This is a genomic window from Sulfurovum sp. bin170 (genome assembly GCF_010892395.1).
Taxonomy (GTDB): Bacteria; Campylobacterota; Campylobacteria; order Campylobacterales; family Sulfurovaceae; genus UBA1140.
Map to the genome: position 1 here is coordinate 1 of NZ_JAACKB010000334.1, position 11,521 is coordinate 11,521.

The 11,521-nt window shown below is 38.1% G+C and carries 15 protein-coding genes; 10 read left to right on the top strand and 5 right to left on the bottom strand.

The window, feature by feature from the left end:
• Positions 1-488: 488 nt before the first annotated feature.
• Genes GSY74_RS07895 through GSY74_RS07905 form a run of 3 tightly spaced genes read left to right on the top strand, consistent with a single transcriptional unit; the run spans position 489 to position 2,648 of the window.
• Positions 489-1,304, top strand: a complete 816-nt coding sequence (locus tag GSY74_RS07895) for a phosphatidylserine decarboxylase (protein WP_164664558.1) — start codon at positions 489-491, stop codon at positions 1,302-1,304.
• Between the two features lie 2 nt (positions 1,305-1,306).
• Positions 1,307-1,930, top strand: a complete 624-nt coding sequence (locus GSY74_RS07900; protein WP_164664559.1) for an HAD family hydrolase — start codon at positions 1,307-1,309, stop codon at positions 1,928-1,930.
• Between the two features lies 1 nt (position 1,931).
• The gene (locus GSY74_RS07905) at positions 1,932-2,648 is read left to right on the top strand and encodes a DUF445 domain-containing protein (RefSeq protein WP_164664560.1); all 717 of its coding nucleotides are present in this window, start codon (positions 1,932-1,934) and stop codon (positions 2,646-2,648) included.
• Between the two features lie 173 nt (positions 2,649-2,821).
• Here GSY74_RS07905 and GSY74_RS07910 read toward each other — a convergent pair whose 3' ends face one another.
• Entirely contained in the window at positions 2,822-3,355 is a 534-nt protein-coding gene (locus GSY74_RS07910) for a Uma2 family endonuclease (RefSeq protein WP_164664561.1), read from the bottom strand.
• A gap of 132 nt (positions 3,356-3,487) precedes the next feature.
• Between GSY74_RS07910 and GSY74_RS07915 the strand changes: the two genes are divergently transcribed.
• The 7 genes from GSY74_RS07915 to GSY74_RS07945 all read left to right on the top strand — a co-directional run bounded on the left by GSY74_RS07915 (position 3,488) and on the right by GSY74_RS07945 (position 7,837).
• Positions 3,488-3,781: a DUF134 domain-containing protein gene (locus tag GSY74_RS07915; protein ID WP_164664562.1), complete on the top strand. Its 294-nt coding sequence runs from the start codon at positions 3,488-3,490 to the stop codon at positions 3,779-3,781.
• 24 nt (positions 3,782-3,805) lie between these two features.
• A complete protein-coding gene (locus tag GSY74_RS07920; protein ID WP_164664563.1) occupies positions 3,806-5,035 on the top strand; it encodes an MFS transporter in 1,230 nt (409 codons plus the stop codon).
• A gap of 116 nt (positions 5,036-5,151) precedes the next feature.
• Positions 5,152-5,385, top strand: a complete 234-nt coding sequence (locus GSY74_RS07925) for a hypothetical protein (RefSeq protein ID WP_164664564.1) — start codon at positions 5,152-5,154, stop codon at positions 5,383-5,385.
• Positions 5,386-6,246, top strand: coding sequence for a P-loop NTPase (locus tag GSY74_RS07930; protein WP_164664565.1), 861 nt, complete (start codon positions 5,386-5,388; stop codon positions 6,244-6,246).
• On the top strand, positions 6,234-7,124 hold the full coding sequence (locus tag GSY74_RS07935) for an ATP-binding protein (RefSeq protein ID WP_164664566.1): 891 nt from the start codon (positions 6,234-6,236) through the stop codon (positions 7,122-7,124). The genes GSY74_RS07930 and GSY74_RS07935 overlap by 13 nt, the downstream gene beginning before the upstream one ends.
• Complete coding sequence (locus GSY74_RS07940) at positions 7,121-7,462, top strand: NifB/NifX family molybdenum-iron cluster-binding protein (RefSeq protein ID WP_164664567.1); 342 nt, start codon at positions 7,121-7,123, stop codon at positions 7,460-7,462. Before GSY74_RS07935 ends, GSY74_RS07940 begins: the two co-directional genes overlap by 4 nt.
• A 9-nt stretch (positions 7,463-7,471) precedes the next feature.
• Entirely contained in the window at positions 7,472-7,837 is a 366-nt protein-coding gene (locus GSY74_RS07945; protein WP_164664568.1) for a NifB/NifX family molybdenum-iron cluster-binding protein, read from the top strand.
• 179 nt (positions 7,838-8,016) lie between these two features.
• Here the strand turns inward: GSY74_RS07945 and GSY74_RS07950 are convergent, their stop codons facing one another.
• The 4 genes from GSY74_RS07950 to GSY74_RS07965 form a co-directional block, all read right to left on the bottom strand.
• The gene (locus tag GSY74_RS07950; RefSeq protein ID WP_164664569.1) at positions 8,017-8,763 is read right to left on the bottom strand and encodes a metal ABC transporter permease; all 747 of its coding nucleotides are present in this window, start codon (positions 8,761-8,763) and stop codon (positions 8,017-8,019) included.
• Entirely contained in the window at positions 8,754-9,635 is an 882-nt protein-coding gene (locus GSY74_RS07955; protein ID WP_164664570.1) for a metal ABC transporter substrate-binding protein, read from the bottom strand. The genes GSY74_RS07950 and GSY74_RS07955 overlap by 10 nt, the downstream gene beginning before the upstream one ends.
• Positions 9,636-9,796: 161 nt before the next feature.
• Positions 9,797-10,987: a hypothetical protein gene (locus tag GSY74_RS07960; protein ID WP_164664571.1), complete on the bottom strand. Its 1,191-nt coding sequence runs from the start codon at positions 10,985-10,987 to the stop codon at positions 9,797-9,799.
• 201 nt (positions 10,988-11,188) lie between these two features.
• Positions 11,189-11,464 (bottom strand): hypothetical protein, encoded by a 276-nt coding sequence (locus GSY74_RS07965; RefSeq protein WP_164664572.1) that lies wholly within the window; start codon positions 11,462-11,464, stop codon positions 11,189-11,191.
• Positions 11,465-11,521 lie beyond the last annotated feature (57 nt).

The following is an 11,521-nucleotide window of genomic DNA, read 5'->3' on the forward strand; positions in this document are numbered from 1 at the left end:
AAAGCTATCTATAATCAAATGGTGTTTGGGCTAGGAACTAGCCTTTGACCTTCTAAATTAGAATTAAACTCAAAAGCCTTTCGTGTTCAGACTCATTGGGGTTTGCTAGTTAGGAAGCCTCTAGCTCTTTAGCTAGAGGTAGTTCACATATGCTGATTATTTGTCGGACAGAGGGCAGTCCGACCTACGGGTTTTCAATATTTTAGAAATCAGTCACTATCTCCCACCAATTTTTTAAAATCATCTACACAAAAAACATCTTCTTAATATTTTATAAAATCTACACTTTATGCACACTATTTTATATTATCCTTTACTTAACAGAGACTAAAAAGGAGACAATATTATGTTAAAGAGAATTCTTTTAAAACTATTTGGCAGGAAAGTACAAAAATTTCCAAGCATAGGAATTAGCGTCAAGGTATAAATAGATTACTTATTTATAAATGCTATAATTGCACCAATAAAATAAGGACAACTACTATAGTATGAAAAAACACTACTCATCAATCATCTCAAAAGGCTTTGGGGTCTTTGCCTCAACAGCCTTTCCAACACCTATACAGAAAATTATAAACAACAGCTATGTAAAACTAATGGGACTTGATATGTCTGAATTTCAAGAGCCTAGAGAGTACAAAACACTCAATAAGCTATTTACACGAAAATTAAATAGCCCAAGAGAGATTAATTCAGATGAAAAAGTTATCATCTCACCTGTTGATGCACTGGTCACTGACTACGGTGAGATAGTTGATGGCAAAGCTTATCAGATAAAAGGTATGGAGTATAAGATAGCTGAACTTTTTGGAGAGCATCACATAGAGTCTGCCAAATTTGTAGAGGGAGGTCAGTTTGTAAACCTCTATCTCTCACCAAAAGATTATCATAGATACCATATGCCCCACAAACTACGAGTGGAGTCCATGACACATATTCCTGGAAAACTATATCCTGTAAACTTTCCTCTTCTAAGAGGTAAAAAAGAGCTATTTATCGAAAATGAAAGAGTGGTTATCGACTGTGAAGATATGGATGGTAATACTTATGTAATGGTACTAGTAGGTGCGTTAAATGTAGGAAAGATGATTGTAACATTTGAAGATAGTATCAATACAAACTCTGATTTACGAGAACCAAAACACTACAGTTATGATGACTTATGGTTAGAAAAAGGTGAACTCTTTGGTTGGTTTGAGATGGGTTCAACCATACTGCTTTTTAGTGAAAAAGATACATTTAGACCTGAAGTTGCCATCAATCAAAAGGTCAAATTTGCAGAACCGATAGGAATAATTCAATAGATATGAGTAAAAAACTAGTTATATTTGATATGGATGGTACGCTTATAGATAGCTCTTTAACAATTGTCAATGCTATTAATTTTGTTCGTAATAATTTGGGTCTAAAACCGATGGAAGAGAAGTTGATATTGGGAAGTATCAATGATCCAAAGATTAACCCTGCCAAGTTTTACTACGATGCAGAGAGTTTCACACCCAAACATGAGGAGTGGTTTTCAGACTACTATAGCCTAAATCATGAAAAAGAGATAAGATTTTATGATGGGATTGACAATCTATTAACAACTCTCAAACTAGATGGATACAGACTAGCCGTAGCCACTAATGCCTATAGGGTATCAGCTATAGAGTCACTAAAACACCTCGATATATATGAGAAGTTTGATGTAATAGCTTGTGCAGATGATGTGCCTCTTGCCAAACCTCACCCAGAGATGCTCTACAAAATCTTAGATGAGCTAAAACTAACTAGAGATGAGGCGATATTTGTCGGTGATGGAGAGAGAGACCTCCTTGCATCACAAAATGCAAAAATCGACTACCTAATGGTCAACTGGGGTTTCTCTGACTATAGTGATGCCATACATAGTGTAGAGAGACTACAAGAGTCTATTTTGGAGTTTTAAGATGAGAATCTCAAAATCAACACTAACAGACCTAAGCTCTATCGCTCTTATTGCAACATCCACCATAACCCCTGAACCATACGCAACACCTCTACTAGTGACAGGACTTTTTGCACTCTCTGGTGCGGTGACAAATCAGTTAGCTATACATATGCTATTCAATAGAGTCCCCCTACTCTACGGCTCAGGAGTCATAGAGAAAAACTTCGAATCGTTCAAAGGTTCTATCAAATCTATGATAATGAAACAGTTTTTTACTGGGGAGCAATTAAAAGCCTTTTTTCAAAATGAAGAGCAGAAGATAAACCTAGCTCCATTAGTAGAGTCTGCTGACTTCTCCCCTGCTTTTGTAGCACTCAAACAGAGTGTCATGGAGTCAAAACTAGGTGATGCACTCAACTTTTTTGGTGGAGAGAAAGCACTAGATAGCCTCCAAGAACCATTCGCCAAAAGATTGAAATTAGCAGTAGTTGGGATAGTAAGCTCTGATACATTCAAAGCACAGATGAACCACCACTTGGAACACTCATCTCTAAATGATGACCTTAGAGCTTCTGTAGAGGATTTGATAGACAAACGACTGGCAGATTTGACTCCAAAAATGGTAAATAATTTGGTTCATGAGCTTATACATACTCACCTTGGTTGGCTAGTTGTTTGGGGTGGTGTTTTTGGTGGAGCTATTGGACTGCTCTCTTCGTTTATAATAAGTTGTTAAGTAGACATCTTGCAAAACTCTTTGGAATCGGAGACTTTAGTCCCGAACAAGACGAGGCTAAAGCCATCGGTTCCTTATATGTCGGAATCGGCGTGTTTACACCCGAACTATTTGTTTCAAAAAAAGCTTAATTCATTGGCATTGGGCTAAAGCCATCGACTCCAAAGTGTCAACTATTTTCTCCAAATAAAATTAAAGTCAAAATCTATCTTACAATACTTAGTATCAAAACTATAAACCTCATCATAAAAATCACCAATCTTTTCAAATCTAAAATCTATTAATTTATAAACCTTCGCTTTTTTGCTATCAGGATATACCAATATATAATACTTGACACCCTCATTTTGATATAGCTCAAACTTCAAAATCTCATCCCTTTTTGCACTAGATTTCGATACCACCTCAAATACTATCTCTGGAGTTTTTGTCAATTTATTGGTCGGTTCATAACATATAACCATGCTATCAGGTCTGACTACCGTATCACTAGAAATCTCCACATCCATCTCGATAACCGCACTGCATAACAAGCAATTGTCTAGTTTTTCATCAAGTTGTCTAAAAATCTTACCATTTACAAATTGATGTCCATACATTGGTGATGGTGCCATCGCATAGGCATCACCATATATTAGCTCCCAATCACCTTCCCACACTCTGTAGTCCTCGATATTGTATTTCTCTTCATATGCTAAATTGTCCATAGTGACCTCCATTAGTATTATCAATTTTTTCCTATTATATCGTAGTTATTTAAATCTATCTTGTGAAAATTGGTTGGACTTTAAGCTCCCCTCTGTTACAATACGAACATATGTGCATATAAAGGCTATAGAATGAATGGTTTAGGTAGAAAAAGAAAACAGAGAAAGATAGATGCTGACCACTCCAAAGTATGCTTTAAGCCTTGTGGTATCAGAGGTTGTTCTCTGGAGACAATCATTCTCTATGAGGATGAGATGGAAGCGATACGATTAGCAGATTTTGAATCTCTCTATCAACAAGAGTCTGCTGACAGGATGGGAATATCAAGAACCACATTTTCGAGATTAGTGGAGTCGGCTAGGAAGAAAATAGCAGATGCTCTGCTCAATCAAAAAGCTATTAATATAGAGAAACGAATCAATTAAAAGAGAAGTGGAATTTAATATCTAATGTTTAAAATAGATGACCCCAAAAATAATTATAAAAATATAACCCATGCTTTCTTTTTAGCTCTTGCCATCACCATAGCAGAGCCATCCACCGTTCTACCACTCATGGTACACCATTTTAGCGATAGTGTGATTGTCGTTGGTATCTTCGCTTCACTTTTGCGTGGTGGAGCTATTATGGTACAGCTTTATGCTGCATTTCATGCCCAAGCTTACAGACGCGTACTTCCATATCTGCAAAAAGTCTTCTTTTTTAGATTTATTAGCTGGTTTATGATAGGTCTCTCTATCTATTTTTTTGGAGAGCATCACAAAACTCTTACTCTATGGCTTATCGGTATTGGACTTTTCTTTTTCTCCTTCTCCGCAGGATTTGGAGCCATCTATTTCAAAGAGCTTCAAGCCAAACTCTTCTCCAAAAAATATCGTGGTAAAACTATGGCAAATCGAAGTATTGCTGGTTCCATCGCCTCCATCATTAGTGGTGGTGTAGCAGGATTTGTACTACAGAACTTTGAAGCACCGATGAGTTACGCTTATCTTTTTATGGTCAGTAGCCTCTTTATGGTGATAGGATTTGCTACTTTTGTGACAATTGAAGAGCCATCCAAAGAGAACATCTCAACCAAAGAGAAAGATTTTAGACTCTTTATCAAAAATGCAATAAAACTTCTCAAACAAGACAAGAGACTACAGCAACAGATTTTAATTATTTTTTTAGGGTTTAGCTACCTATTATCGATGCCTTTCGTAATTTTAAATGCCAACAGCTCATTCACATTAACAGGTTGGGCATTGGGTGGATTTATCACCATACAGATGTTGGGAAGTATTATCGGAAGCACTCTATTATGGAGAAAACTCCACAACTATGAAAATATGTTATCACTTAGCTTTTTCTTTATGATACTCGCATTTATGGTTGCTCTTTTTGCGAATAATATCTATCTATATGGGATAGTTTTTTTGCTTTTTGGTATAGCTATTGATGGATTTAGCATCTCAGGAATGAACTTGGTTATAGAGATAGCCCCTGAAGATAAACGCCCTGTATATACAGCTCTACAGGTCAATATCACCTCATTTGGACTATTTTTTCCTATTCTTGGTGGGCTTATACTCAAATTTGTAGGGAGCTATACCGTGATTTATCTGCTTACAATTGTACTTTTATTGGTAGGATTTATTTTGAGTATTAGGATGGATAGGGATAGCTACAAAATAATTTAATATTATAAAAATTATAAGCTTAAATTATTATATTTAAGTTTCTATCTGCTACAATACGAACATATGTGCATATATAAGCTATTTGCTTTTAAGAGAAAAAAATTAAAGGAAAAATTATGAAAAATCAAAATCAAGGTAGAGGAAATGGAGCAAGAGATGGTCGTGGTGCTGGAAATGGTGCAGGACGAGGTGTAGGTCTTCGAAATGGTAGTGGTGCAGGTCAAGGAGTTGGTGGAGCCAATAGAAATGACCAAGATTGCCAAGGAAATGGGCAAGGACATGGTTTGGGTGAGGGTCTAGGAAAAGCGAACAATCGAAGCTTTTTTGCTAGATTTTTTGGAAAACGCTAGATGAAAATAACCATTGCAAGTGGGAAAGGTGGAACGGGGAAAACAACCATTTCCACCAATTTGGTATCGTATCTCTCAACGCTCAAACAGTCAGTGGTTTTGGCTGATTTGGATGTGGAGGAGCCAAACTCTGCTCTTTTTTTAAGGGGTGATTTAGAAAAAGAGCAAGTGAGTTACAAAATGATACCCAAATGGGAAGAGGCAGACTGTACCTTTTGTGGTGAGTGTGCTGATGTGTGTAATTTTAATGCAATTGTGGCACTCTCTGATGAGATTATTGTCTATCCAGAGTTGTGTCATAGCTGTTACGCTTGTAGTGAACTCTGTCCGACGGATTCGCTTCCGATGACCTCTGAACGCATTGGTGAGATAAAAGCTTTTACTTCTGATGGGTTTAGTTTTATTGAGGGGCGACTGGATTTGGGTCAAGAGATGGCTGTGCCACTGATTGCTCAAACGATAGATTATGTGGATGAGAATTTCAAAAATCATATTAAAATCTTTGATGCACCCCCAGGGACGAGTTGCCCTGTGATTGAGGCGAGTCGTGGGAGTGATTATGTGATTTTGGTGACCGAATCGACCCCTTTTGGGCTAAATGATTTGAAATTGGCTGTGGAGACGATGAGGGTTCTGAATCAGAAGTTTGGTGTGATTATTAACCGATATGGGATTGGTGACAATGGGGTAGAAACCTATTGTGCTGATGAAAATATTGAGATTATTACAAAAGTTAAGAACGATAGAGAGGTGGCAAAACTCTACTCAAAAGGGGAGCTTATCTATCCGAAAATAGGACATTTCAGAGACTCTTTGGATGAGATAGTTACATTTATAGGAGGTCTAAAATGCGAGAAGTAGTTATAATCTCTGGAAAAGGTGGAACAGGGAAAACCTCACTCGCTGCCTCATTTGCTTACCTCGAAGGGTCAAATGCACTGGTGAGTGATTGTGATGTAGATGCTGCCAATATGCACCTTCTACTTGATGCCAATTTTAGGTCAAAAGAGGACTTTTTTAGTGGTGATTTGGCTGTGATTGATGAGGATATATGCATTAACTGTGGCAAGTGTGATGAGGTATGTCGCTTTGATGCTATTGATGTGATAGATGACCAGCATCGAGTTGACTTTATCTCCTGTGAGGGGTGTTGGTACTGTAGCCGAGTCTGTCCCACAGAAGCAATTAGTATGGTCAAACAGAAAGCTGGTGACCTCTTTGTATCTGATATAAAAAATGGCTCAAAGATGGTACATGCCAAACTTGGTTTTGCTGCTGAAAACTCTGGTAAATTGGTGGCAAAAGTGAAACAAGAGGCTAAGATATTGGCTCTAAAAGAGGATAAAGCATTTGTGATTACAGATGGAAGCCCAGGGATTGGATGTCCTGTTATCTCTTCACTTAGTGGAGCAAATTTGGTGGTACTGGTTACAGAAGCGACTGTTTCAGGGCTTCATGACCTCAAAAGAGTGCATAAATTGGTCAAGACATTTAGCTATGAATCGGTCTGTATTATCAATAAGTATGATTTAAATGAAGAGATGAGCCAAAAGATAGAGATATTTTTAGAAAAAGAGGGTATAAAGCTTGTTGCAAAACTACCTTATGATGATACATTTACCAAAGCGTTGGCTCTGGCACAACCGATTGTAGAGTATAGTAGCGACGGAGAACTCTCAACCTTGGTTAAAGAGAGTTGGGAAAAGATAAAAACAATAATAGAGGAAAATGACAAATGAAGATAATATTTACAGCAAAAGGTGAAAACTGGAACAGTCCAATGGATGCAAGATTTGGTAGAATGGAGATGTTGGTTATCTATGATGAAGAGAACGACACACTAGAGATGGTATCCAATGAGGGTATCGAAGAGATGGAGCATGGAGCAGGTTTGCAAACAGCCAAAAAGGTGATGGAGCTAAAACCTGATGTGATTATCACAGGGAATGGTGCAGGTCAAAAAGCACTCGATTTACTCAAAAGAACCACGGTCAAAATGTATATAGGTGCAGGTGATATGACGCTGGAAGAGGCGTACAGTGCTTATAAAAACAGTCAATTAAAAACACAATTTTAGGAGAAAAAAATGAGATTAGTATTTCCAACAGATGAGAATATGGGTTACCTTAGCAAAAGAGGAGCCCATTTTGGCAAAGCGAAGTTTTATACTATTATTACGCTTGAAAACAGTAAGATAGTAGATGTTGAGGGTGTTGCCAATGGTGGACATGGTACAGGTGCGTGTGGTAGTGCTGTTAGTAATATTATGAGCCTAAATCCTGACGCTCTAATAGTGGGTGGAATAGGTGGAAGCCCTGCTCAGGGGTTTGCAAAAGCTGGGCTTGATGTTTACTTTGACCAAAGCAGTCCGACGGTTGAGAAGTCGATTGAGCTGTTTGTTGCAGGGGCGTTGCAGAAAAGTACTGGGCAGGGGACTTGTTCGGTTAATTAGTATAATCCTGATAAACGAAGTAGGTCGGGTTGTCCTCATCCCGACAATAATTGGCATAAAACAAAAACCTAAATTTTAATGGAAATTGGCATATCAATATTTATTGAACAATCGTAGATATTTGGTATGCAAGTGTCGGGATGAGGGCAACCCGACCTACTTCGGTGAATTGATAGCTATTAATCCAAACTTGGAACCAATAAAGCACTCACCACCCCAACCAAAGAGGCGATAAAGACAATCGTGTACCCTGTGGGCAAATCCCAAAAATAGGAGATGACCATAGAGGCGATAATAATCACTGAACCGATAACCCAAGCAAAAGGAAGTCTAGCAAATCTTTTCTGCATAAGTGATAAAAAAGCAGGAACGATTAGTAGTACAAATACCACTAATACTCCTGCTAGTTGCACAGAAGAGGTAACGGTGAGTGCCAAAAGTCCAAAAAACAGCATCTCTCTTAAAAAACCTGTCAACTTCTCATAGAGGAGAAAAAATAGCGTTGCAACCGTTACATAGAGTACCAATGGCTCTATCAAATCCGAAGGGGTAGTAAAGAGAATATCATTGGCTTGAAGTTTTGAAAATAGCTCTGTTCCTTGGGCTGTATTGGAGAGTATAATGATAATACTACTCGCTCCCAAAGCATAGAGCATTCCGATAAAAGCCTCAATATGTTTGACTCTATAGGTAGCAAAAGCGATAAGAAATGCTCCAATTAAAGCAAAAATAAGAGTTAGCAGAAACATATATCCTCCCTCAAAAAAAAGCAAACTCACAGCTACCCCAATCGCAGCAAACTGTCCTGTGGCAAGGTCGGTAAAAATAACACCCCTTTTGATAATCTCCAGACCAAAAATCGTATGGATAAAGACCAAGAGAATTGCCAACACAGAGGCTGACCAGAAAAGTTCAATTACGGACATAATCTTTTTGCCACCATTGTATAGAAATCTTCAAGCGTATCAGTTCCATCTATTGATCCCACATCATGAGGTACAATCGAGACTTTTGCCCCTGTCTTATCAGCGATAAACCCTGCTGTCTTATGCTCATGATATGCATCTTGAAGTATAGTTTTTATCCCCTCTGTCTTCATAATATTTATTAATTTCATGGTATGTTTTGAACTTGGCGTAATCCCTGGAAGAGGTTCAATTGTCCCTTTAGACTCTATGTTATAGCTCTTTATCGTATAGTTGAAAAGCTCATGATACTGTACCACTTTTCTATTTGGACAACTTTGCATCTGAGTCTTAAGGGTTTGAGTAAGTTTCTCTATCTTCTCTTCAAATACTTTTAAATTAGCTCGGTAAGTTGCACTATTTGCACCATCAATAATAGAGAGTTTCAGCGTAATTAGTTTGGCAATAGGAATCACGCTATAGATGTCTAGTGCAAAGTGTGGATTTCCATCAGGGTGTACTCCACCATAGGCTCGTGAGACGATATGGGGTTTGTCCATCATCTCAATCACACCACTCACATCCAAAAATCCTGGTTGACCCACATTGATTTTGGCATTGTTGGCACTCTTTAGAAGAGGCGGTAACCAACCTATCTCTAGCTGTCCCCCATTGATAATTAGTAAATCCTCTCGGCGTAATTTTCCAATTAGAGAGGGCTTTGGGGTAACAAAATGGGGGTCAAGTTTTGGGTTGGCTAAACATGTCACTTTGACTTTATCGCCACCAATAGCTTCGGTAATTTTGGCTAGATAGTTATAGGTTGTTGCCACATTGAGTTTGGCAAAAAGGGTGCTACTAAACAGTAGCGTTATTAATAATATTTTTTTCATTTTTTATTCCTTATATTTTTTATTAGGAAACGCAAACTTTAGTTGCGTCAAAGCGAGGCTAAAGCCATCGGTTCCTTATATGCAATCTGCATTTTCGGAATCGGCGTGTTTACACCCGAACAACAGAGGCAGAGCCTTCCGATTCCAAGAAAAGTATCTAGTTAAAACGCATGAGCCCCATGAGCCCCTGCTGCGATGGTCAAATCAAGCATTATCTCATGGGTATCTTTGCGTTCTCCACCAATCCATTTAGAACGGTCATTAGTGTATTGAAGTCTAATCTTGGAGAAGACAAAAGGTCGATACTCCAACATCGCTGTATAACGATTCAAATCATCAGGCTGATTGTCAATATTTTTAAAAAGCGTATCGTATCGCACCCCTGTTGCCCAGTTTTTATCGTGTGCATAGGTCAGTTCACTGTAGAGACCTGCTTGTTTTTGGTTGATATCTGTGGTTTCTTTGTCTCGATAGAGCAGTTCAGACTGCCATGTTAGAGAGCTATAGCTGTCAAATATATGTTTGAGCGTTAAATCTCCACCATAGATATCACTATCCCCTTCATTACTTTTACCATGTAACCAACTCGCTCCTGCCAACAAAGAGGTCATATCTGTAATATCAACACTACTTTTGAGATAACCAATAGAGAGTGTATTTTTATCTGTATCTCCAAAACTTCTTGAGTTACTCCCCTGCATCGCTTCAAATCCTGCTTGGATAAAGGTATCTGTAGGAGCAGTATAGTGAAGTTGAATCCCCTCATCAGCAAGTCCACCTGCTCCAAAAAATGATTCAAAAACCAATGGAATATTGGAAAAATTCCAAGTGTGTTGATGGTGCGAGTTGATTCGACCAAACTCACTTCTAAACTTTCCTGTTTTGAGACGCAACCCATAAGGCAACGCTCTAGTCATCACATAAAGCTCACCGATATGTAATCCATCTTTCTCAATATGAAGTGCCGAAGTGACATCAAAATATGGGTCAACAGTGGATTGAATCTCTAACTCTCCATAGTTGAGGTTAAATCCTCTTTTGGGATTAAACGGTTGCTTACTAGGTTGTGTCGTAAATCCTGGGATTTGGTATCCAGCGTAGGCTTCATTGTCTACATTTCGCCCCAGAGCCGACATATTGGCAATAAAGGCAATATCAGGAAGAGAATCTGTTTGGGTAAAACTTCCGATACTCCCCATTGCATTTTTTATCTTCTCGTCAAGAGCTTGGTCTTTTTGGGTTTTTAGTGCTTTTTCAAGCGTGTCAACCCTTGTTTTTAGTTGTTCTATCTCTGTTGTCTCGGCACTACAAAGTAGTGTTATTGCTACAAGAGAGAGCAGTGTTTTTTGCATAGTTATCCTCCGATAAATTTATTTAGATATTTTTTTATTTCGGAACCGATAGCTTTAGCCCAATACAAATGAATTAAGCTTTTTTAAAACCAAATAGTTCGGGTGTAAACACGCCGATTCCGAAAATGCAGATTGAATATAAGGAACCGATGGCTTTAGCCTCGTAATATTACACGACTAAAGTCTGCGTTTCCTAAAAGATTATGCAGGAGGAGCGTGAGCGTTAAAACCTTTGAGCAGTATGGTTGAAATAGAGATTTGAGAAGAGGTGTGTATAGTTTCATAAACAGCATAGAAAAGAGTCTCTATAGATGTAATATCTTCATCTAGTCCATAAAAATTATGAACAATAATACAGATACTACAACTCTCATGATGCTCTGTTGTATCATTATGTATATGTGTCGCACCTAGGTACGAAACTGTTAAATATACAAAGATAAAGAGAGATACAAAATGCTGTTTGAGTCCTATCACAATCTATTCCGTTCTGTTTTTTGGAATTATATTCTTATTTGTTATAGAGAGAGTTAA

Bases quoted from the DNA above. Each gene is read 5' to 3' on its own strand.
- GSY74_RS07955 (WP_164664570.1), bottom strand. From the start codon at position 9,635: ATGAAAAAAATATTATTAATAACGCTACTGTTTAGTAGCACCCTTTTT.
- GSY74_RS07920 (WP_164664563.1), top strand. From the start codon at position 3,806: ATGTTTAAAATAGATGACCCCAAAAATAATTATAAAAATATAACCCAT.
- GSY74_RS07930 (WP_164664565.1), top strand. From the start codon at position 5,386: ATGAAAATAACCATTGCAAGTGGGAAAGGTGGAACGGGGAAAACAACC.
- GSY74_RS07935 (WP_164664566.1), top strand. From the start codon at position 6,234: ATGCGAGAAGTAGTTATAATCTCTGGAAAAGGTGGAACAGGGAAAACC.
- GSY74_RS07960 (WP_164664571.1), bottom strand. From the start codon at position 10,987: ATGCAAAAAACACTGCTCTCTCTTGTAGCAATAACACTACTTTGTAGT.
- GSY74_RS07915 (WP_164664562.1), top strand. From the start codon at position 3,488: ATGAATGGTTTAGGTAGAAAAAGAAAACAGAGAAAGATAGATGCTGAC.
- GSY74_RS07895 (WP_164664558.1), top strand. From the start codon at position 489: ATGAAAAAACACTACTCATCAATCATCTCAAAAGGCTTTGGGGTCTTT.
- GSY74_RS07905 (WP_164664560.1), top strand. From the start codon at position 1,932: ATGAGAATCTCAAAATCAACACTAACAGACCTAAGCTCTATCGCTCTT.
- GSY74_RS07910 (WP_164664561.1), bottom strand. From the start codon at position 3,355: ATGGACAATTTAGCATATGAAGAGAAATACAATATCGAGGACTACAGA.
- GSY74_RS07900 (WP_164664559.1), top strand. From the start codon at position 1,307: ATGAGTAAAAAACTAGTTATATTTGATATGGATGGTACGCTTATAGAT.
- GSY74_RS07925 (WP_164664564.1), top strand. From the start codon at position 5,152: ATGAAAAATCAAAATCAAGGTAGAGGAAATGGAGCAAGAGATGGTCGT.
- GSY74_RS07940 (WP_164664567.1), top strand. From the start codon at position 7,121: ATGAAGATAATATTTACAGCAAAAGGTGAAAACTGGAACAGTCCAATG.
- GSY74_RS07950 (WP_164664569.1), bottom strand. From the start codon at position 8,763: ATGTCCGTAATTGAACTTTTCTGGTCAGCCTCTGTGTTGGCAATTCTC.
- GSY74_RS07945 (WP_164664568.1), top strand. From the start codon at position 7,472: ATGAGATTAGTATTTCCAACAGATGAGAATATGGGTTACCTTAGCAAA.